This window comes from Streptomyces sp. NPDC032161, assembly GCF_040636995.1.
Lineage (GTDB): Bacteria > Actinomycetota > Actinomycetes > Streptomycetales > Streptomycetaceae > Streptomyces.
Genome location: NZ_JBEZVN010000001.1, coordinates 579,428 through 599,977, shown reverse-complemented (window position 1 = coordinate 599,977; position 20,550 = coordinate 579,428). Strand labels below are relative to the sequence as shown.

The window sequence follows — 20,550 nt, the reverse complement described above, 5'->3', positions numbered from 1 at the left end:
AAAACGAGGGCGTGCTCTCACTCGGGACGGGCGGGAATCGTGAGGATCTTCGGGAAGGTACGGCATCGGCCCTCCGCCTCTTGGCGGCAGGCCACGGACCGCGCGTTCACGCTGATCGGCGACGGCCGGTACGAGGACGCGGGCGCGCTGCTGACACGCGCGGCGGACCTGGAGCCCTGGCTCTCGGAGTCGTGGTTCAACCTGGCACTGCTGCACAAGTTCCGGCACGACTGGGAACAGGCGAGGGCCGCCGGCCTGAGGGCCGTCGCGCTGCTCGACAAGGACTCCGGCGCTCCCGACTGGTGGAACGTCGGGATCGCCGCCACCGCGCTCCAGGACTGGCCGCTGGCGCGCCGCGCCTGGCAGGCGTACGGCCTGAAGGTGCCGGGTGCCGGCCAGCACACGTCGGCGGCGGGCAGCGAGCCCGTCGGCATGGAGCTGGGCAGCGCCGCGGTACGGCTGTCGCCGGAGGGCGAGGCCGAGGTGGTGTGGGGGCGCAGGCTCGATCCGGCCAGGATGGAAGTGCTCTCCATCCCGCTGCCGTCGTCCGGCCGCCGCTGGGGCGAGGTCGTCCTCCACGACGGTGTGCCGAACGGGGAGCGGGTGACCGCCGCCGGGCCCGCTTACCCGGTCTTCGACGAGATCGAGCTGTGGGCGCCGTCGCCCGTCCCCACCTGGGTGGTGCTGCTGGAGGCGGCCACGGAGGCGGACCGGGACGCGCTGGAGCGGCTGGCGTCCGACGCCGGGTTCGCCGCGGAGGACTGGTCGTCGTCCGTGCGCCTGCTGTGCCGGGCCTGTTCGGAGAGCCGGATGGAGAGCGACGAGGGCGACGGCGAGCACCTGGATCCGCACGACCACAGCGAGCCGGGGCACCCGGGCCCGCTGGGGCACCGCACGGCCGGTGAGCTGTGGGTGCCGGAGCGGGAGTGCGGGATAGCGGCCCCGGCCGGGCTGGTGCGCGGGCTGCTGGACGGCTGGGTCGCGGACAGCCCGGACAGCCGCGAGTGGCGGGATCTCGAAGAAGTCTGCTGACCGGTGCCCGTAGGCTGTACGGGCACCGTCGCGGTGCCCGGGTGCTCGGGGCCCGGACGCCACGGATGGTTTCGGATGCCCGGGTTTCAGGTTTTTGAGGAAGGCGTACGGCGGACATGGCGCAGCAGGAGACGGACGAGCGGATCAGCGCCGACGACGAGGAATTCGTCGTCGACACCGAGGACTGCGAGGAGCGTGAGACGGCGCATCGCGAGCGCGGCACCTCCCGTCCGATCACGGTCGTGGGCAACCCGGTGCTGCACAAGGAGTGCAAGGACGTCACCGAGTTCGACGACGACCTGGCCCGGCTGATCGACGACATGTTCGCCAGTCAGCGGACCGCGGAGGGCGTGGGCCTGGCCGCCAACCAGATCGGCGTCGACCTGAAGGTCTTCGTCTACGACTGCCCCGACGACGAGGGCGTGCGGCACGTGGGCGCCGTCTGCAACCCCGTGCTGGAGGAGCTGGCGCCCGAGGACCGGGTGCTGGACGACTCCAACGAGGGCTGCCTCTCCGTGCCCACGGCGTACGCCCCGCTGGCCCGCCCGGACTACGCGGTGGTCCGGGGACAGGACGCCAAGGGCAACCCGATCAAGGTGCGGGGCACCGGCTACTTCGCCCGTTGCCTGCAGCACGAGACGGACCACCTGTACGGATACCTGTACATCGACCGGCTGTCCAAGCGCGACCGCAAGGACGCGCTGCGGCAGATGGCGGAGGGCACGCCGCGCTACGAGACCGTGCCGAACGACTGAGAGCGCTGATCGCGGTCCACCGGTGGGCCCGGTTCCTCCCGCTCACGGAGGAGTCGGGCCCACCGCGTTCCGCGCTCACCGGTTCGTCAACTTCCTTTCGCCCAAGAGTGGTTGACGCGCGTCGACTCCTCCGACAGGCTCTCTGACCACATCCTCATCATGCCTTCGCAGCGACAGGGAGCCCTTCATGCTCAGACGCACCGCGCGACTCCTGCTCGGCCTTGTCATGACCATGGCTTTCGCGTGGGGTGGGGCCGTGGTCACCGCGGGCACCGCGCAGGCGGACGGCTGCTACACCTGGACCCGCACGTTGTCCCCGGGCGCCACCGGCAACGACGTCGTCCAGCTCCAGATCCGGGTGGCCGGCTACCCCGGGTACAACTCCGTACTCGCCATCGACGGCTCCTACGGACCGGCCACCACCGCCGCCGTCAAGCGCTTCCAGGCCGCCTATGGCCTGGCGGCCGACGGCATCGCGGGCCCGGCCACCCAGGCCAAGATCTACGAGCTCCAGGACAACGACTGCACCCCGGCCCACTTCACGTACGCCGAGCTCAACCAGTGCAACAGCACCTGGGCGGGCGGTGCCGTGGCGGCGGGCACGGCGAAGGCGAACGCGCTGAGCACCATGTGGAAGCTGGAGGCGCTGCGGCACGCACTCGGTGACCAGTCGATCCGGGTCACCAGCGGCTTCCGGTCCCGGACCTGCAACAGCGCGGTCGGCGGCGCGGCCAACAGCCGTCACATGTACGGGGACGCGGCGGATCTCGGCGCGGGGCCGCACTCCCTGTGCACCCTCGCCAAGCAGGCCCGCAACCACGGCTTCAACGGGATCCTCGGCCCGGGCTACCCGGACCACGGCGACCACATCCACGTCAACCAGGGCCCCAGCCACTACTGGTCGGCCCCGAACTGCGGCGTCTGACCCCGGCCCCGGCCCGGGCGCCCGCCGGGGCGTCCGGGCCGGAGCGCGACCGACGGCCGTCCCGGGTCAGGCGGCCGCGCCGCGGAAGGTGCGGCGATAGGCGTGCGGGGTGGTGCCCAGCGACCGGACGAACTGATGGCGCAGCGCCGCCGCCGTCCCGAACCCGGTGCGCCCGGCGATCGTGTCCACCGTCTCGTCGGACGTCTCCAGCAGGTGCTGGGCCAGCAGCACCCGCTGGCGCAGCAGCCAGCGGTACGGCGTCGTGCCGGTCTCCTGCTGGAAACGGCGGGCGAAGGTGCGCGGTGACATGTGCGCCTGTGCCGCCAGCTGGTCGACCGTCATCTCCTGGTCGAGGTGGCGCTCCATCCACACCAGCGTCTCCCCGACCGTGTCGCAACGGGTGCGCGGCAACGGCCGCTCTATGTACTGCGCCTGACCGCCGTCCCGGTGGGGCGGCACCACCATGCGGCGGGCGATCGCGTTGGCGGTGTCGGAGCCGTACGCCTGCCGGACCAGGTGCAGGCAGGCGTCGATCCCGGCCGCCGTGCCCGCCGAGGTGACGACCGGGCCGTCGTCCACGTACAGCACGTCGGGTTCGACGACGGCGCGTGGAAAGCGCCGGGCCAGCTGGTCGGTGTGGCGCCAGTGGGTGGTGCAGCGGCGGCCGTCCAGCAGCCCGGCCGCACCGAGGACGAACGCGCCGGAGCAGACGCTCAGCACCCGCGCGCCCCGGACCACGGCCCGGCGCAGGGCGTCGAGGACCTCCTCGGGGTAGTCCCGGCCACCGGAGTCGCCGGAGGCCGGTACGGCGATGAGATCCGCCTCCTCCAGCCGGTCGAGGCCGTACGGGGTGCCGATCGTGAACCCGGCGTGCGTCCGCAGCGCCGGGCCCTCGGCGGACACCACGGCGAAATCGTGGACCGGAAGGCCCTCGGCGCTGCGGTCGAGGCCGAAGACCTCGCACAGCACCCCCAGTTCGAAGGGGTGGACCTCGTCGAGCAGCAGAGCGGCGACGTTGTTCAGCATCCCACCAGTGTGGCAGCAAATCGATGGTGTATGGCAGTCCTGCCACTGCCGGGGAGCGGGCGCGCGGACGAGAGTGGAGCCATGAACACGCTCCTGGACATCCTTGGCATTTCCGCTCTCATCGTTCTCTTCCTGCTGCCCACCCTGGCCGGACTCGCCCGGGAACGCCGCATCGACCGCGAGCTGCGGGAGGCGGAACGGGGACGCGCGGAGGCGCCGCCGGGAACGGCGGACGCCGCGCGGCCCGTCACGGCCGCGCGGCGTCCCCACCTCAGAAGCTGGGCCCGGGTCTAGTGCTGTGGCCGGAATCGCTTGCCGGGAAGCTCGCGGCGTCCGGTGCGGTGCATCGCAAGGCGAGGATCGCCCTCGTACTGGACGTACTCGGGTGATGCGACAACGCGGCGAGGTGCCGTGCCGGGCGTCGCGAGCCGGTAGACGTTTCCGGTCCCAGGGCGGGTTGCGAAAGTCCCGTCCGGCCTTCGGGCGGACGGCGCCACTCTCGAAACCCGCCCCAGGACTGGTCCGGACACTTCCGGAGCAGGAGGTCAGAAGTCCTCGTCGAGGTCGACCGAGCCCTCCACCGCCACCTGGTACGCGGACGGCCGGCGCTCGAAGAAGTTCGTCAGCTCCTGCACGCCCTGGAGCTCCATGAACGAGAACGGGTTCTCGGAGCCGTAGACCGTCGGGAAGCCGAGGCGCGCCAGCCGCTGGTCGGCCACGCACTCCAGGTACTGCCGCATGGACTCCGTGTTCATGCCGGGCAGGCCGTCGCCGCACAGGTCGCGGCCGAACTGCAGCTCCGCCGCCACGGCCTCCTTCAGCATGTCGGTCACCTGCTGCTGGAGCTCGTCGTCGAAGAGGTCCGGCTCCTCCTTGCGGACGGTGTCCACGACGTCGAACGCGAAGCTCATGTGCATCGTCTCGTCACGGAACACCCAGTTGGTGCCCGTGGCGAGACCGTGCAGCAGTCCCCGCGAACGGAACCAGTAGACGTACGCGAACGCGCCGTAGAAGAACAGGCCCTCGATGCACGCCGCGAAGCAGATCAGGTTCAGCAGGAAACGGCGGCGGTCGGCCTTCGTCTCCAGCCGGTCGATCTTCTCGACCCCTCCTTGCCCGTCCAGGGCGGCCATCCACTTGAAGCAGAACTCGGCCTTCTCACGGATGGACGGGATGTTCTCGACCGCCGCGAACGCCGCCGCCCGGTCGTCCGGGTCGGGCAGGTAGGTGTCCAGCAGCGTCAGATAGAACTGGACGTGCACGGCCTCCTCGAACAGCTGACGGCTCAGGTACAGCCGCGCCTCGGGGGAGTTGATGTGCTTGTAGAGCGTGAGGACGAGGTTGTTCGCGACGATCGAGTCGCCGGTCGCGAAGAACGCGACCAGCCGGCCGATCATGTGCTGCTCGCCCGGCGAGAGCTTCGCGAGGTCGGCGACGTCCGAGTGGAGGTCGACCTCCTCGACGGTCCAGGTGTTCTTGATCGCGTCCCGGTAGCGCTCGTAGAAGTCCGGGTAGCGCATGGGGCGCAGGGTCAGTTCGAAGCCCGGGTCGAGCAGGTTCTTCTCGGAGTTGATGTCGGTCATTACTGGCAGGCCTCGCAGGACTCGGGGTTTTCCAGGGAGCAGGCGATCGCGTCCGCGTCGGGGACCGGAGCCTGCTGGGCGGGGACGGGGGCGGTCGCCGCGGTACGGCCGGAGGCGGCGCGGGCGATCCGGGTGGCCGGGCGCGAGCGCAGGTAGTACGTCGTCTTCAGCCCCTTCTTCCAGGCGTACGCGTACATGGAGGAGAGCTTGCCGATGGTCGGCGTCTCCATGAAGAGGTTCAGCGACTGGCTCTGGTCGAGGAACGGGGTACGGGCCGCAGCCATGTCGATCAGGCCGCGCTGCGGGATCTCCCACGCGGTGCGGTACAGCGCCCGCACGTCCTCGGGGATCCAGGCGAAGCCCTGTACCGAGCCGTTCGCCTCGCGCAGCGCCTCGCGGGTCCGCGCGTCCCACACGCCCAGCCGCTTCAGGTCGTCCACCAGGTACGCGTTGACCTGGAGGAACTCACCGCTGAGCGTCTCGCGCTTGAAGAGGTTGGAGACCTGCGGCTCGATGCACTCGTACACGCCCGCGATCGAGGCGATCGTCGCCGTCGGCGCGATGGCGAGCAGCAGCGAGTTGCGCATGCCGGTCCTCGCGACCCGGGCGCGCAGCGCCTCCCAGCGCTCCGGCCAGTTCGGCTCCGTGGCGTAGTGGTCGGGGTGCAGCACGCCGCGAGCGGCCCGCGTCTGCTCCCAGGCGGGCAGCGGACCGGACCGTTCCGCGAGGTTGCAGGATGCCTCGTACGCGGCCAGCATGATCCGCTCGGAGATCCGCGTGGAGAGCACGCGGGCCTCGGCGGAGTCGAACGGCAGCCGCAGCTGGAAGAAGACGTCCTGGAGGCCCATGGCGCCCAGGCCCACCGGACGCCACTTGGCGTTGGAGCGGGCGGCCTGCTCGGTCGGGTAGAAGTTGATGTCGACGACCCGGTCCAGGAAGGTCACGGCCGTGCGGACGGTGGCGTCCAGCCGCTCCCAGTCGATGTCCCCGCCCGCGACGAACGCGCCGAGGTTGACCGAGCCCAGGTTGCAGACGGCCGTCTCGCCGTCGTCGGTGACCTCCAGGATCTCGGTGCACAGGTTCGACGAGTGGACGACGCGGCCCGGCTCGGCGGTCTGGTTCGCGGTCCGGTTGGCGGCGTCCTTGAACGTCATCCAGCCCTGGCCGGTCTGCGCGAGGGTGCGCATCATCCGCCCGTACAGCTCCCGGGCCGGCAGCGTCTTGCGGGCCAGCCCCTTCGCCTCGGCGGCCCGGTACGCGGCGTCGAACTCCTCGCCCCACAGGTCGACCAGCCCGGGCACGTCGGACGGGGAGAACAGCGACCACTCGCCGTCCGCGTCGACCCGGCGCATGAACTCGTCGGGGATCCAGTGCGCGAGGTTCAGGTTGTGCGTACGGCGGGCGTCCTCGCCGGTGTTGTCGCGCAGCTCCAGGAACTCCTCGATGTCCGCGTGCCAGGTCTCCAGGTAGACGGCTGCCGCGCCCTTGCGACGGCCGCCCTGGTTGACCGCCGCCACGGAGGCGTCGAGCGTCTTCAGGAACGGCACGATCCCGTTCGAGTGCCCGTTGGTGCCCCGGATCAGCGAACCGCGGGCCCGGATGCGGGAGTACGGCAGACCGATGCCGCCCGCGTGCTTGGAGAGGCGCGCCACCTGGTGGTAGCGGTCGTAGATCGAGTCGAGCTCGTCGAGCGGGGAGTCCAGCAGATAGCAGGACGACATCTGCGGGTGCCGGGTACCGGAGTTGAACAGCGTGGGGGAGGACGGGAGGTAGTCGAGTCGGCTCATCAGTCCGTACAGCGCCGCGACCTCGTCCACGGCACGCGGGGAGTCGTCCTCGGCGAGCCCGGACGCCACCCGCAGCATGAAGTGCTGCGGGGTCTCGACGACCTGACGGGTGTGCGGGTGGCGCAGCAGGTAGCGGCTGTGCAGGGTGCGCAGCCCGAAGTAGCCGAACCGGTCGTCGGCGCCGTCGGCGAGGGAGTGTTCGACCAGCGCGTCCAGGGTGGCGGCGTGCGCCTGGACGAACGCGGCGGTGCGGTCCGCGATCAGGCCCTCGCGGTGGCCGACGGCGACGGACGCGGAGAAGGAGACCGCGCCCTGCCCCGCCGCCTCGTCCGCGATGGCGCGGGTCAGCAGCCGGGCGGCGAGCCGGGAGTAGGCGGGGTCCTCGGAGATCAGCCCCGCGGCGGCCTCGGTCGCCAGCGCCCGCAACTCGGCCTCGTCCGCCCGGGCGCTGCGCCCGCGCAGCGCGGCGGCGGCCACCCGGCCGGGGTCGGTGTCGGGCAGGTCGACGGTGAGGGCGGTCAGGGTCCGCAGCAGCGCGGTCCCGGGCTCGTCGTGTGCGGTACCGGGCCCGTCGTGTGCGGTTCCCCCGGACTCGGCCGCTTCGGACTCGGCCGCTTCGGACACGGTCGCTTCGGACACTGCGACTGAGGCCGGATCGGCTGGCGCGATGGTCACGCGGTGCTCTCCCTCGCTCGGCTCGGGGCCTGCGGGGACGGGCGGCCGGGCAGTACGGGGCCCGGGACGGGGGCACTGCGTACGGCGTCCGCCGGCCCATCCGCGAGGCCCGGGACGTCTGGCATCCGGTTCGGTCGAGCCGGATGCGCTGTCGGCAGGTCGTCGGACTTGCTCGGGTGTGCAAAAGCACACCGAATACACCGTTGCGGGACAGTTCCGGATTCACACCGGATTCCCCTGCGGCGACAGCGAGCATGAGCATACATGTGGGGGCCGCCCGATGCCGCCGCCCCCAGATGTTGTGTCGGTCGACTCGCGTCGAGGCCGTAGAACGCGCACTGCGGCCCTGGGGAGAGGAAGACGGACGGGCCCGCCGCACCCCTCGGGCAAGGGGCGTGGCGGGCCGCTTCCGGGCCGTCGTGGCGGGAACCCTCAGCGATCCGCGCCCGGTGCCGCCGCCGCGCTCGGCGGCTCCGGCACGGCCGGCGGCAGCTCCACCCGGACACCCGGCTCGCCCGTGTCCGCCGTGTAGTCGGCGGGGGAGGTCTCGTCGATGCCGGCGGGCGCCTTCACGGCGTTCAGGACGAGGGTCAGCACCACCGTCACCACCACGTTGAGCACGAACGCGGTCAGGCCGATGTAGCCGATCTCACCGATGCCGGGGATCTTCGCGGAGGGTCCGCCGAAGTGCGACTGGGTCGGGCTGGAGACCCCGTACGCGACGACGGTCCCGTACACCATGCCGATCGCCCAGCCCGCGAGCAGTGCCCAACGGTGGAACCAGCGGGTGAACAGGCCGCCGACCAGGGCCGGCATGGTCTGGAGGATCCAGATCCCGCCCAGCAGCTGGAAGTTGATCGCGACCGTCTTGTCCATGGTGAGGACGAAGGCCAGCGCCCCGACCTTCACCAGCAGCGACACCAGCTTGGAGACCTTGGTCTCCTCCTCCGGGGTCGCGTCCGGTTTCAGGAAGTCCTTGTAGATGTTGCGGGTGAAGAGGTTCGCCGCCGCGATCGACATGATCGCGGCGGGCACCAGCGCGCCGATGCCGATGGCGGCGAACGCGACGCCCGCGAACCAGTCGGGGAACATGTTCTCGAACAGCTGCGGGATGGCCAGCTGCCCGTTCTCCACCTTGATCCCGGCGGCGATCGCCATGAAGCCGAGGAGCGCCAGCATGCCCAGCATCAACGAGTACAGCGGCAGGATCGTGGTGTTGCGCCGGATCACGTCACGGCTGCGGCCGGAGAGCGTCGCCGTGATCGAGTGCGGATACATGAAGAGCGCCAGCGCCGAGCCCAACGCGAGGGTGGCGTAAGCCCACTGGCTCGCCTCGCCGGGTGCCAGGGCGCCGGTCGGCTTCCCGCCGGGCGGGCCGGCGAACTTCTCCTGGGCGGCGGCGAAGATGTCGTGGAACCCGCCCAGCTTGATCGGGATGTAGACGATCGCCACCACGATGACCAGGTAGATCAGGCCGTCCTTGACGAACGCGATCAGCGCGGGGGCCCGCAGCCCCGACGAGTAGGTGTACGCGGCGAGCACCGCGAACGCGAGCAGCAGCGGCAGGTCCTTGACGAACCAGTGCGTGTTCTCGCCGCCGCCGACGCCCATCACGTCCAGCACCGCCTGGATGCCGACGAGTTGCAGCGCGATGTAGGGCATCGTGGCGAGGATGCCGGTGACGGCGACCGCCAGCGACAGCCCCTTCGAGCCGAAGCGCCCGCGGACGAAGTCGGACGTCGTCACGTACCCGTGCCGGTGCGAGACCGACCACAACCGGGGCAGGAAGGTGAAGATCAGCGGATACACCAGGATCGTGTACGGCACGGCGAAGAAGCCCGCCGCGCCCGCCGCGTAGATCGCCGCGGGAACGGCGACGAAGGTGTACGCGGTGTACAGGTCGCCGCCGAGCAGGAACCAGGTGACCCAGGTGCCGAACGACCTTCCACCCAGGCCCCATTCGTCGAGGCTGGCCCCGTTCTCGGCCCTGCGCCAGCGCGCCGCCAGGAAGCCCATGACCGTGACGGCCGCGAAGAAGAAGACGAAGACGCCGAGCGCGACGCCGTTCACACCGTCCTTCACGCCTGGTCACCCCCCTTGCGGGCGCGCTGGTCGCGCTGCCAGAGCTTGTGGGCGACGGCCGTGAGCGCGGTGGAGATCAGCACCCAGAGCATCTGGTACCAGTAGAAGAACGGAATACCGATGAAGGCGGGATCCACCTTCGCGTACGAACTCACCCAGAGCATCGCGACGAACGGCGCGGCGAGACAGAGGGCGATGACCACCCGCACCGGCGTGATCGCGGGCGGCCTCCCGTCCGGGCTTGCGGGCACGTCCTTCGGGCTTGCTGTCATGCGGCGACTCCGTCCCCTCGCTGATCACCTGCTGCGACGCGCAGGAAATCTAGGGGAGGGATTCGGTCGCCGTCACCCCCTGACCGCATTTCCGCCCGGAATCGGGTCCGCGGTCGGGTGCACATATTCGGAATATGGTCAGACGTACGGGAGTTGAGGACGTGCGGCATGCGAACCGCCCCCGTGGACGCGTTCCACGGGGGCGGTCGGGAGGGCCGGGCGGACCGGCGGGACCGTGAGGACGGGCGGGGCCGGACGGGACGGTCCACCGGGCGAGCCGGTCGCGCGGCCCGGCGGGCGCTCGCGCACGGACCGTTCGCCGACCGGGACACGCGCAGACCGCCGAACCACCCGGCGGGCGCCCGCGCTCGGGACCGTTCAGTCCATCGGCCGCTTCAGGCGCGCCACGAACTTGTACCGGTCGCCCCGGTAGACCGACCGCACCCACTCCACGGGCTCGCCCCTCCCGTCCAGCGAGTGCCGGGAGAGCATCAGCATCGGCAGACCCACGTCCGTGCCGAGCAGCCCCGCCTCGCGCGGGGTGGCGAGCGAGGTCTCGATGGTCTCCTCGGCCTCGGCCAGCCTGACGTCGTACACCTCGGACAGGGCGGTGTAGAGCGACGTGTACTTCACCAGTGAACGGCGCAGCGCCGGAAAGCGTTTGGCCGAAAGGTGGGTGGTCTCGATCGCCATCGGCTCCCCGCTGGCGAGCCGCAGCCGCTCGATCCGCAGTACCCGGCCGCCGGTCGTGATGTCGAGCAGCCCGGCGAGCGTGTCGTCGGCCGTGACGTAGCCGATGTCCAGTAGCTGGGACGTGGGTTCCAGTCCCTGGGCACGCATGTCCTCGGTGTACGAGGTGAGTTGGAGGGCCTGCGAGACCTTCGGCTTGGCCACGAAGGTGCCCTTGCCCTGGATGCGCTCCAGCCGGCCCTCGACGACCAGTTCCTGGAGCGCCTGGCGCACGGTCGTGCGCGAGGTGTCGAACTCGGCGGCCAGGGTGCGCTCCGGCGGCACGGGGGTGCCCGGCGGCATGGTGTCCGTCATGTCGAGGAGATGCCGCTTCAGTCGGTAGTACTTCGGGACGCGCGCCGTCCGTGTGGCCGCACCCGTCTCGTTCTCCGCACTGCCCCCGTCGGCGCCCATGGCCCGCCTTCCCGACTGCTGCGCTGCTGCCGTCACCGGTTCCTCCGTCTGTCGCGGCTCACATGGTGGCACGGTCCGGTCACGGGTCGTCGCCCTCCCTTTGATGTCGGTCCTATAACGGACGCGAGTGCACCTCTTATACACCCTTGACACCCATAAAGGTCTAGGCCAAGCTCCGGGTACTGGTCTAAACCATTAAAGACCAGGTCCAGCCCCAGCAGTAATCGTCGAATGTCTTCGCGGTGGTGGGCGGGGTTGCAGTATCCCTGAGGAGGGTTTGGCGTGAAGCGCAAGCTCATCGCGGCGATCGGCGTCGCGGGCATGATGATCGGCCTCGCGGCGTGCGGGTCGGACGACGGTGACAAGGGTGGCAAGAAGGCCGGTGCGGACGGCTACAAGGGCGAGACGCTCACCGTCTGGACCATGTCCGGATCGAACCCGCCCGGTTGGACGAAGGCCGTCACCGAGGAGTTCGAGCAGAAGACCAAGGCCAAGCTGAAGATCGAGGTCCAGGAATGGAACGGTATTCAGCAGAAGGTCACGACGGCCCTCTCCGAGTCCAACCCGCCGGACGTCCTGGAGATCGGTAACACCCAGACCCCGGCCTACGCCAAGACCGGTGGCCTCGCCGAGCTCGGTGACCTCAAGAAGGAGATCGGCTCCGCCTGGGCCGACGGCGTCAACGCGCCCTCCATCTACGAGGACAAGCAGTACGCCCTGCCGTGGTACGTGGGCAACCGCGTCGTCATGTACAACAAGAAGGTCTTCAAGGAAGCCGGCATCACCGAGACGCCGAAGACCCGCGCCGACCTCTTCAAGGCGTTCGACGCCATCAAGGAGAAGGGCAACGCCGAGCCCGTCTACCTGCCCGGCCAGAACTGGTACTTCTTCGACGGCCTGCTCGTCGGCAAGGACGTCTCGCCGGTCAAGAAGGAAGGCGACAAGTACGTCTCCAACCTGGCCGATCCGAAGGTCGCCGAGGCCATGGACGTCTACAAGCAGTACCAGTCCTACTCCAAGGCGCCCAAGGACAAGGACGAGGCCACCCCGCAGCAGGCCGAGGTCTTCGCCAAGGGCAAGACCGGTGCCATCATCGCGATGGGCTACGAGGCCGGCACCGCCATCCAGGCCAACCCCGCCATCAAGGACGACATCGGCTTCTTCACCATCCCCGGTGAGACCGCGGACAAGCCCGAGGGCGTGTTCCTCGGCGGCTCCAACCTCGCCGTGGCCGCGGGCAGCAAGAAGCAGGAGCTGGCCAAGGAGTTCCTGAAGATCGCGCTCTCCGAGAAGAACGACGGCGCGCTCATCAAGGAGGTCGGCTGGTCTCCGAAGAACGACGCCATGCAGAAGTACACCGTGGGCCAGCCCGCGGCCGAGGCAGCCGGTCCGGCCGCCTCCAAGTCCGGTGGTACCACGCCGCTGATCCCGGAGTGGGCGCCGGTCGAGAACCCGCCGAACCCGATCAAGACCTACATGACGCTGGTCCTGCAGGGCAAGTCGCCGGCCGACGCCGCCAAGCAGGTCGAGGGCGAGCTCAACAAGCGCCTCAGCCAGCAGCAGTAATCGCAGTCACGCGTCCCGCGCCGGGGCGGCGGGTCACCACCCGCCGCCCCGGCCGTACGCGCCGTTCCGTGTAGGGCTTTGTTGGAAGAGATGGCGAGCATGGCAGTGCAAACCGATCCCTCGGACGTGGCCAAGACGGCCGCGGTCCGCGGTCAGGGCGGGACACCACCCGTCGGGCAGCACGGGGACAGAAAGCGGAGAGTGGGTGCCGGCGCCGCGCCGTACCTGCTGATGGTTCCCGCGCTCGCGGTGACGGCGGTCTTCCTCGGGTATCCCCTGGTGAAGAACATCCTGCTGTCGTTCCAGAACCTCAACATGGGGCAGCTCATCCAGCATGTCACCGAGTGGAACGGCTTCAAGAACTACCAGGAGATCCTCACCGGTGAGGACTTCTGGAGAGTCACCCTCCGCACCATCGTCTTCACCGCGGTCAACGTCGGGCTGATCATGGTGCTCGGCACCCTCATAGGCCTGCTCCTCGCCCGCCTCGGCAAGAAGATGCGCTTCGCCCTGATGCTCGGGCTCATCCTCGCCTGGGCCATGCCGATCGTGGCCGCCTCGACGGTGTACCAGTGGCTGTTCGCCTCGCGCTTCGGGGTCGTCAACTACGTCCTGGACAAGCTCGGCTGGCACTCGATGGCCGACTTCAACTGGACCGGATCGCAGTTCTCCACGTTCTTCGTGGTCACCCTGATGATCGTCTGGCAGTCGATCCCGTTCGTCGCGATCAACCTCTACGCGGCGACCACGACCATCCCCAAGGAACTGTACGAGGCGGCCTCGCTCGACGGCGCCGGCGCCTGGAAGAGCTTCACCTCCGTGACCATGCCCTTCCTGCGGCCCTTCCTCTACGCCACGACCTTCCTCGAAGTCATCTGGGTCTTCAAGGCGTTCCCGCAGATCTACATCATCAACCAGGGCGGACCCACCCGCCTCACCGAGACGCTGCCGATCTACGCGTTCGTCGAGGGTGTCGGCAACCAGCACTACGGCATGGGTGCCGCGATCTCCCTGCTCACCATCCTGATCATGCTGGGGCTGACCTCCTACTACCTCCGCATCGTTCTCAAGCAAGAGGAGGACGAGCTGTGAAGCGCTCGCTGTTCGGCCGCGTCTGGCCCAACGCCCTCGCCGTCATCCTGTTCGTCGGGCTGGTCTTCCCCGTCTACTGGATGTTCACCACGGCCTTCAAGCCCACCGGCGACATCATCACCGAGACCCCGGTCTGGTTCCCCACCGAGATCACCTTCGAGCACTTCGAGAAGGCCGTCGGCGTGGAGCACTTCTGGACACTGGTCCGGAACTCGCTGACCGTCACCCTGCTCGCGGTGATCTTCTCCCTGTTCCTCGCGCTCTTCGCCTCGTTCGCCGTGGCGCGCATGCGGTTCCGGGGACGCAAGGGCCTGATCGTGACGTTCATGGTGGCCCAGATGGCGCCCTGGGAGGTCATGGTCATCGCGATCTACATGCTGGTGCGCGACGCGGACATGCTCAACAGCCTGGTCCCGCTGACGCTCTTCTACATGATGATGGTGCTCCCCTTCACGCTCCTCACGCTGCGCGGCTACGTCGCCGCGGTGCCCAAGGAACTGGAGGAGTCCGCCATGGTCGACGGCTGCACCCGCCCGCAGGCGTTCGTCAAGGTGATCCTGCCGCTCCTCGCGCCCGGACTGATGGCCACCTCGCTCTTCGGCTTCATCACCGCGTGGAACGAGTTCCCGCTGGTCCTGATCCTCAACAAGGACCCCGAGGCCAAGACGCTGCCGCTGTGGCTCTCGCAGTTCCAGAGCCAGTTCGGCAACGACTGGGGCGCCACCATGGCCGCGGCGTCGATCTTCGCCATCCCGATCCTCATCCTCTTCGTCTTCCTGCAACGCAGGGCCGTCAGCGGCCTCACCGACGGCGCCGTGAAGGGATAACGCTGCCTCATGACCACCCTGACCTCTGCCACGGACACCCTCACCCGTGACGCCCTCGCCGTCCTCCAGCCCGGATTCACCGGCACCACCGCCCCGGACTGGGTGCTGCGCAGGGTCGACGAAGGGCTCGCCTCCGTCGCGCTGTTCGGCCGCAACGTCCAGACGCCCGAGCAGGTCACCGCACTCACCACCCAGCTCAGGGCCGAGCGCGAGGACCTCCTCGTGGCGATCGACGAGGAGGGCGGCGACGTCACCCGGCTGGAGGTCCGCACCGGCTCCTCCTTCCCCGGCAACCTCGCGCTCGGGTACGTCGACGACGTGGACCTGACCCGCGCGGTCGCCCAGGAGCTGGGCCGCCGGCTCGCCGAGTGCGGCGTCGACCTCAACTGGGCCCCGTCCGCGGACATCAACTCCAACCCGGACAACCCGATCATCGGCGTGCGCGCCTTCGGCGCCGACACCCGGCTCGTCGCCCGGCACACCGCCGCGTACATCGAGGGGCTCCAGGCGTCCGGAGTCGCGGCCTGCACCAAGCACTTCCCCGGGCACGGCGACACCGCCATCGACTCGCACCACGCGATGCCCCGCATCGACGTCGACCTGGAGACCCTGCACGCCCGGGAGCTGGTGCCCTTCCGCGCCGCCATCGAGGCGGGCTCCAAGTGCGTGATGAGCGCGCACATCCTGCTCCCCGCGCTCGACGCCGACCGCCCCGGGACGGTCAGCCCGCGGATCCTCACCGGCCTGCTGCGCGAGGAACTGGGCTACGACGGCCTGATCGTCACCGACGCCGTCGAGATGCGGGCCATCGCCGGGACCTACGGCATCGAGCGCGGTTCCGTCCTCGCCATCGCCGCGGGCGCCGACGCGCTGTGCGTCGGCGGCGGCCTGGAGGACGACGGCACCGTGCTGCGGCTGCGCGACGCGCTGGTCGCGGCGGTGCGCAGCGGTGAACTCCCCGAGGAGCGGCTCGCGGACGCGGCCGCGCGGGTACGCGCCCTCGCGTCCTGGACGCGGGCGGCGAAGGGGGCCGGTTCGGAGCCGGGCGCGGCAGCGCAGGAGGGGACCGCGCCCGGCACCGCGGCCGGTTCCGGCATCGGCCTGGTCGCCGCCCGCCGCGCCGTGCGCGTGACCGGCTCCGCCGAGCCGCTGACCGCGCCCGCCTACGTCGCCTCGTTCACCTCCGCGTCGAACATCGCGGTCGGAGACGAGACGCCCTGGGGCGTGGCCGCAGAGCTGGACCGGCTGGTGCCGGGCACGCGGACGGGCACGTACGACGGCGGGACGGGGGAGCCCGCGGCCGCCGTGGTGCGGGCGGCGGGGGAGCGGCGCATCGTCGTGGTCGTCCGCGACGCCCACCGTCACCCCTGGATGGGCGAGGCCCTGGACGCCCTGGTCGCGCGGCGCCCCGACACGGTCGTGGTCGAGATGGGTGTCCCGCAGGCACCCGCCAGGGGAGCCCTGCACATCGCCACGCACGGCGCCGCCCGCGTCTGCGGGCAGGCGGCCGCGGAGATCATCGCGCGGGGCGGCACGGAGGACTGAGAACCGAGGCGTGGTGCGGGGAGAGGGGGCCGCACCACACCCCGGTCCCGTACGACGTCCGCCCGCACGGGCTGGGCTGTCCGTTCGCGCGGATCGTGCCGGTCCGGATGCCAGGAGGCCCGGAGCACCCGAGGCGGGTGCTCCGGGCCTCCTGACGTCTCCGGCCGGGCCGCGGTGTGTCTACAGCCCCTGCCAGGACGGCTTCGCCGCGTACGTGGCACGGAAGTAGTCCGCCAGCTTCAGCTTGGAGGCGGCGGCCTCGTCGACCACCACCGTCGCGTGCGGGTGCAGCTGCAGCGCCGAGGCCGGCACGACCGAGGCCACCGGCCCCTCCACCGTCTGCGCCACGGCGTCCGCCTTGCCCTCGCCGGTGGCGAGCAGGATCGGGTGACGGGCCTCCAGGATGGTGCCGATGCCCTGGGTGATCACGTGGTGCGGCACCTGGGAGACGTCGTCGTCGAAGAAGCGCGCGTTGTCGATCCGGGTCTGCTCGGTGAGCGTCTTGATCCGGGTCCGGGACGCGAGCGAGGAGCACGGCTCGTTGAAGCCGATGTGGCCGTCGGTGCCGATGCCGAGGAGCTGGATGTCGACCCCGCCGGCCTCGGCGAGCGCCTTGTCGTACGCCTCGCAGGCGGCCGGGATGTCCTCGGCGGAGCCGTCGGGGCCCATGAAGGACTCCTCGGACAGGCCGAGCGGTTCGACGACCTCGCGCAGCACCACGGAGCGGTAGGACTCCGGGTGGCCCGCGGGCAGTCCGACGTACTCGTCGAGCTGGCAGATGCGGGCGCGCGAGACGTCCACGGCACCGGAGCGGACCTTCTCCGCCAGCGCGCGGTAGATGGGCAGCGGGGTAGAGCCGGTGGCAACGCCGAGAAGGGCGTCGGGCTTGCGGCTCAGCAGGGCGCCGATGGCCTCCGCGATGAGTTCGCCGCCTGCCTTGGCGTCCGGGACGATGACAACTTCCACGCTGGGCCTGCCGATCTGAAGAGTGGTATCAGGTGGTATAGACCAATCAAGCTTCCAATCTAGCAGAAGCGGGCGACGCGGACACGGCGTGGACAAGGCGTGGACACGGCGTGGACGGGGGCGGCCGTGCCCGTCCCGGCCGCGCCCCGCTGGCGGGCCTGCGCGCCCCCGTGTTCGACTGGTCCGGGAGGTGTCTCCGGCGCACGGGAACACTTTCCGGACAGGGGTCGTATCGGAACACCCCTGGGAGGACCGGGAGGCACTCGACATGGCAGCCACGTCCTCGGCGGGGGAGAGCGAGCAACCGGGCCGGATCATGGCCCGTGAGATGGCCGAGCAGCCCGCGGCGCTGCGGCGTGTCCTCGACCGGGGCGCCCCCGCGATCCGTGAGGTGGCCGCCGAGATCGCGGCACGCGAGCCGCGCTTCGCCCTCCTCGCCGCCCGCGGCACCTCGGACAACGCCGCGCTCTACGCCAAGTACCTGCTGGAGATCCGGCTCGGGCTGCCCTGCGGCCTGACCTCGATGTCCACCACGACCGCGTACGGGGCCAGGCCCAGGCTGGCGGACGTCCTGGCCGTCACCGTCAGCCAGTCCGGGAGCTCGCCCGACCTGGTGGCCTCCACCGGGGCGGCCCGGGAGGCCGGGGCGATCACCCTGGCCGTCACCAACAACCCGGACTCGCCGCTCGCCGCGGTCTCCGAGTACCACATCGACGTGCTGGCGGGCCCGGAGCGGGCCCTCCCGGCCACCAAGACGTACACCGCCTCCCTGCTGTCCCTCTATCTCTTCGTGGAGGGCCTGCGCGGCGGCGACGGCGCGGCGGCCGCGGTCCTGCCGGAGACGGCCGAGGCGGTCCTGGCCCGCCGCGAGGAGGTCAGGGCCCTGGCGTCGCGCTACCGCTTCGCGGAGCGCATGGTCATCACCTCGCGCGGCTACGGCTATCCGACGGCCAAGGAGGCCGCGCTCAAGCTGATGGAGACGAGTTACATCCCCGCCCTCTCCTACTCCGGCGCCGATCTGCTGCACGGCCCGCTCGCCATGGTGGACAACGTCTCCCCGGTGATCGCGGTCGTCACCGACGGCCGGGGCGGCGAGGCGCTCGGCCCGGTCCTGAACCGGCTGCGGGCCCGGGGCGCGGATCTCGTCGTGGTCGGTCCCGAGGCGCGGGTGGCTGAGGCGTCCGCGGGCTTCGTACTGCCGACGGCCGGGGTCGCCGAGGAGGTCCAGCCGGTGCTGGAGATCCTGCCGCTGCAGAGGCTGGCGTACGAGGTGGCGATCGCGCGCGGCCAGGACCCGGACGCCCCGCGCGCCCTGGCCAAGATCACCGAGACCCGCTGACGCGGCCCGGCTCGCCGGGTCCCGCTGACGCCGGGCCGGATCCCCCGGACCCGCTTACATATCGGGCCCGGGGGGAGCACGCGGATCGTGGGAGGCACCGCGGGCCGTGGGGCCCGGAAACACCCGCGGGCCGCGGCGCCGGGACGGGACCCTCAGCCCGTCCGGCACCGCAGCCCGGAATGTGACCGTCCACCGGACGGCCCGCTCGGCCGGCGGTGTGCGGTGCCGTCGGCCGGGAGAGGCGCCCGCGCGGTCAGGGCAGAGAGCGCGGATGCCTCGATCCGCCCTCCTGTGCGGGGAGAGCGGAAGCTCTGTCCCCAGCATTGTGGACTAGACCATTCGTCCCTGTCCATCCATCGGGGCACGGCAATTCCACGGGCCCGTTTCCTTCCACGTACGACGGCGTCGTCCGGTTCGGAACCATGCCCCGGGCGCGGGTACGCTCGCACACGTGCCCTCCATGAACGACCTCGTCCGCCAGCACACAGCCCTCGGTGACACCGACCTGGAGTGGCTGCATCTGCTGGTCTCGGAGTGGCAATTGCTCTCCGACCTGTCCTTCGCCGACCTCGTGCTCTGGGTCCCCACCCGCGACGGCACCCGCTACGTGTCCGTGGCCCAGATGAGGCCCAACACCGGACCGACCTCCTACCAGAACGACATGGTGGGACACCTGGTGCCGCGCGGTCGCCGGCCGATGCTCGACGTGGCGCTGGACGAGGGCCGGATCGTGCGCGAGGGCGACCCGGAATGGCGCGAGGAGGTCCCGGTGCGGGTGGAGTCGATCCCCGTGCGCCGGGAGGGCCGGGTCCTCGGTGTGATCGCCCGCAACACCAACCTGCTGACCGTGCGCACGCCGTCCCGGCTGGAGCTCACCTATCTGCAGTCGGCCTCCGACCTGGCCCAGATGATCGCCGCCGGGACCTTCCCGTTCCCCGGCCAGCAGGTCGACATGGACGCCTCGCCCCGCGTCGGCGACGGGCTGCTCCGGCTCGACGCCGACGGCGTCGTGCAGTACGCCAGCCCCAACGGCCTCTCCGCGTACCACCGCCTCGGTCTCGCCTCCGACCTGGTCGGCCAGCACCTGGGCTCGATCACCGCCGAACTCGCCCCGTCCCGGGGCCCGGTGGACGAGGCGCTGGTCAAACTGGCCAGTGGCTACGCGCCCCGTGAGTTCGAGGTCGAGGGCGCGGGCGGAGTGATCCAACTCCGGGCCATCCCGCTCAAGCCCAAGGGTGTCCGGATCGGTTCGCTGGTCCTCCTGAGGGACGTCACCGAACTGCGCCGCCGCGAGCGGGAGCTGATCACCAAGGACGCCACCATCCGGGAGATCCACCACCGGGTGAAGAACAACCTCCAGACCGTCGCCGCCCTGTTGCGGCTCCAGGCCCGGCGGATGGACTCGGTCCGGGGGCGCGAGGCCCTCAACGAGGCAGTGCGGCGCGTCGGTTCGATCGCCATCGTCCATGAGACGCTGTCTCAGAATCTGGATGAGCGGGTGGAGTTCGACGAGATCGCCGACCGGGTCATCGCCATGGTCGCGGAGATCTCTCCGGGCAAGGTCACCTGCCGCCGCACGGGGCGCTTCGGCATCCTCGACGCCGAGGTGGCCACCCCGCTGGCGATGGTTCTCACGGAGGTCCTGCAGAACGCGCTGGAGCACGCCTTCACACTCGCCGAGCACGGCACGGTGGACGTGTCCGCGGTGCGCGGCGGCACCTCCGTCGAACAGCGGCTGCTGATCACGGTTCAGGACGACGGATGCGGTCTGCCCGAGGGCTTCGACCCGCAGAGCGCCGGCAACCTGGGTCTGCAGATCGTGCGGACGCTGGTGGAGGGGGAGCTGGGCGGGACCTTCGCGATGATCCCGGCGCCGGGGCGTGGCACCCAGGTCGTCCTCGACATCCCGGTCCGGTCCCACAAGTAGTCCCGTTC

17 protein-coding genes and 1 riboswitch are annotated in these 20,550 nt (G+C 70.5%); of the genes, 10 read left to right on the top strand and 7 right to left on the bottom strand.

What is annotated here, in order from left to right; all coding sequences use genetic code 11:
• Nucleotides 1-39 precede the first annotated feature (39 nt).
• The 3 genes from AB0E67_RS02490 to AB0E67_RS02480 all read left to right on the top strand — a co-directional run bounded on the left by AB0E67_RS02490 (nucleotide 40) and on the right by AB0E67_RS02480 (nucleotide 2,712).
• Entirely contained in the window at nucleotides 40-1,032 is a 993-nt protein-coding gene (locus AB0E67_RS02490; RefSeq protein WP_362019872.1) for a hypothetical protein, read from the top strand.
• A 116-nt stretch (nucleotides 1,033-1,148) separates the two neighbouring features.
• Complete coding sequence (gene def / locus AB0E67_RS02485; RefSeq protein WP_351520317.1) at nucleotides 1,149-1,787, top strand: peptide deformylase; 639 nt, start codon at nucleotides 1,149-1,151, stop codon at nucleotides 1,785-1,787.
• A gap of 187 nt (nucleotides 1,788-1,974) precedes the next feature.
• On the top strand, nucleotides 1,975-2,712 hold the full coding sequence (locus AB0E67_RS02480) for a D-Ala-D-Ala carboxypeptidase family metallohydrolase (RefSeq protein WP_362019869.1): 738 nt from the start codon (nucleotides 1,975-1,977) through the stop codon (nucleotides 2,710-2,712).
• A 66-nt stretch (nucleotides 2,713-2,778) separates the two neighbouring features.
• On the opposite strand, the gene AB0E67_RS02475 is transcribed toward AB0E67_RS02480, so the two are convergent.
• Entirely contained in the window at nucleotides 2,779-3,738 is a 960-nt protein-coding gene (locus tag AB0E67_RS02475) for a helix-turn-helix domain-containing protein (RefSeq protein ID WP_362019866.1), read from the bottom strand.
• 81 nt (nucleotides 3,739-3,819) lie between these two features.
• Between AB0E67_RS02475 and AB0E67_RS02470 the strand changes: the two genes are divergently transcribed.
• Nucleotides 3,820-4,032 carry a hypothetical protein gene (locus AB0E67_RS02470; protein WP_351631992.1) on the top strand — a complete coding sequence of 71 codons (213 nt, stop codon included), beginning with the start codon at nucleotides 3,820-3,822 and terminating at the stop codon, nucleotides 4,030-4,032.
• Nucleotides 4,033-4,283: 251 nt separating this feature from the next.
• Here the strand turns inward: AB0E67_RS02470 and AB0E67_RS02465 are convergent, their stop codons facing one another.
• The 5 genes from AB0E67_RS02465 to AB0E67_RS02445 form a co-directional block, all read right to left on the bottom strand.
• Nucleotides 4,284-5,321 carry a ribonucleotide-diphosphate reductase subunit beta gene (locus AB0E67_RS02465; protein ID WP_362019863.1) on the bottom strand — a complete coding sequence of 346 codons (1,038 nt, stop codon included), beginning with the start codon at nucleotides 5,319-5,321 and terminating at the stop codon, nucleotides 4,284-4,286.
• Nucleotides 5,321-7,642: a ribonucleoside-diphosphate reductase subunit alpha gene (locus tag AB0E67_RS02460; protein WP_362021408.1), complete on the bottom strand. Its 2,322-nt coding sequence runs from the start codon at nucleotides 7,640-7,642 to the stop codon at nucleotides 5,321-5,323. The genes AB0E67_RS02465 and AB0E67_RS02460 overlap by 1 nt, the downstream gene beginning before the upstream one ends.
• A gap of 276 nt (nucleotides 7,643-7,918) precedes the next feature.
• Nucleotides 7,919-8,052: riboswitch (cobalamin riboswitch) on the bottom strand.
• Nucleotides 8,053-8,215: 163 nt separating this feature from the next.
• A complete protein-coding gene (gene mctP, locus AB0E67_RS02455) occupies nucleotides 8,216-9,865 on the bottom strand; it encodes a monocarboxylate uptake permease MctP (RefSeq protein WP_362019860.1) in 1,650 nt (549 codons plus the stop codon).
• Nucleotides 9,862-10,137: a DUF3311 domain-containing protein gene (locus AB0E67_RS02450; RefSeq protein WP_362019857.1), complete on the bottom strand. Its 276-nt coding sequence runs from the start codon at nucleotides 10,135-10,137 to the stop codon at nucleotides 9,862-9,864. Before AB0E67_RS02450 ends, mctP begins: the two co-directional genes overlap by 4 nt.
• Before the next feature lie 378 nt (nucleotides 10,138-10,515).
• The gene (locus tag AB0E67_RS02445) at nucleotides 10,516-11,280 is read right to left on the bottom strand and encodes a GntR family transcriptional regulator (RefSeq protein WP_362021405.1); all 765 of its coding nucleotides are present in this window, start codon (nucleotides 11,278-11,280) and stop codon (nucleotides 10,516-10,518) included.
• Between the two features lie 282 nt (nucleotides 11,281-11,562).
• Between AB0E67_RS02445 and AB0E67_RS02440 the strand changes: the two genes are divergently transcribed.
• From AB0E67_RS02440 to AB0E67_RS02425, 4 genes are all read left to right on the top strand, one after another.
• A complete protein-coding gene (locus AB0E67_RS02440; protein WP_362019855.1) occupies nucleotides 11,563-12,846 on the top strand; it encodes an extracellular solute-binding protein in 1,284 nt (427 codons plus the stop codon).
• Nucleotides 12,847-12,951: 105 nt separating this feature from the next.
• Nucleotides 12,952-13,938, top strand: coding sequence for a sugar ABC transporter permease (locus AB0E67_RS02435; protein WP_351520337.1), 987 nt, complete (start codon nucleotides 12,952-12,954; stop codon nucleotides 13,936-13,938).
• Nucleotides 13,935-14,765, top strand: coding sequence for a carbohydrate ABC transporter permease (locus AB0E67_RS02430; RefSeq protein WP_362019853.1), 831 nt, complete (start codon nucleotides 13,935-13,937; stop codon nucleotides 14,763-14,765). The genes AB0E67_RS02435 and AB0E67_RS02430 overlap by 4 nt, the downstream gene beginning before the upstream one ends.
• A 9-nt stretch (nucleotides 14,766-14,774) precedes the next feature.
• Entirely contained in the window at nucleotides 14,775-16,310 is a 1,536-nt protein-coding gene (locus AB0E67_RS02425; RefSeq protein WP_362019850.1) for a glycoside hydrolase family 3 N-terminal domain-containing protein, read from the top strand.
• A gap of 180 nt (nucleotides 16,311-16,490) precedes the next feature.
• Here AB0E67_RS02425 and nagB read toward each other — a convergent pair whose 3' ends face one another.
• Nucleotides 16,491-17,276, bottom strand: a complete 786-nt coding sequence (gene nagB / locus AB0E67_RS02420) for a glucosamine-6-phosphate deaminase (protein ID WP_362019847.1) — start codon at nucleotides 17,274-17,276, stop codon at nucleotides 16,491-16,493.
• A gap of 268 nt (nucleotides 17,277-17,544) precedes the next feature.
• Between nagB and AB0E67_RS02415 the strand changes: the two genes are divergently transcribed.
• Together AB0E67_RS02415 and AB0E67_RS02410 are read left to right on the top strand one after the other, a co-directional pair.
• Nucleotides 17,545-18,615, top strand: a complete 1,071-nt coding sequence (locus tag AB0E67_RS02415) for an SIS domain-containing protein (RefSeq protein ID WP_362019844.1) — start codon at nucleotides 17,545-17,547, stop codon at nucleotides 18,613-18,615.
• A 460-nt stretch (nucleotides 18,616-19,075) separates the two neighbouring features.
• A complete protein-coding gene (locus AB0E67_RS02410) occupies nucleotides 19,076-20,542 on the top strand; it encodes a PAS domain-containing sensor histidine kinase (RefSeq protein WP_362021402.1) in 1,467 nt (488 codons plus the stop codon).
• The last annotated feature ends 8 nt before the right edge of the window (nucleotides 20,543-20,550 follow it).

Coding starts and splice junctions, on each gene's coding strand:
- AB0E67_RS02465 (WP_362019863.1), bottom strand. CDS start 5,321: ATGACCGACATCAACTCCGAGAAGAACCTGCTCGACCCGGGCTTCGAA.
- AB0E67_RS02445 (WP_362021405.1), bottom strand. CDS start 11,280: ATGGGCGCCGACGGGGGCAGTGCGGAGAACGAGACGGGTGCGGCCACA.
- AB0E67_RS02470 (WP_351631992.1), top strand. CDS start 3,820: ATGAACACGCTCCTGGACATCCTTGGCATTTCCGCTCTCATCGTTCTC.
- AB0E67_RS02425 (WP_362019850.1), top strand. CDS start 14,775: ATGACCACCCTGACCTCTGCCACGGACACCCTCACCCGTGACGCCCTC.
- AB0E67_RS02475 (WP_362019866.1), bottom strand. CDS start 3,738: ATGCTGAACAACGTCGCCGCTCTGCTGCTCGACGAGGTCCACCCCTTC.
- def (WP_351520317.1), top strand. CDS start 1,149: ATGGCGCAGCAGGAGACGGACGAGCGGATCAGCGCCGACGACGAGGAA.
- AB0E67_RS02480 (WP_362019869.1), top strand. CDS start 1,975: ATGCTCAGACGCACCGCGCGACTCCTGCTCGGCCTTGTCATGACCATG.
- AB0E67_RS02450 (WP_362019857.1), bottom strand. CDS start 10,137: ATGACAGCAAGCCCGAAGGACGTGCCCGCAAGCCCGGACGGGAGGCCG.
- AB0E67_RS02415 (WP_362019844.1), top strand. CDS start 17,545: ATGGCAGCCACGTCCTCGGCGGGGGAGAGCGAGCAACCGGGCCGGATC.
- AB0E67_RS02410 (WP_362021402.1), top strand. CDS start 19,076: ATGAACGACCTCGTCCGCCAGCACACAGCCCTCGGTGACACCGACCTG.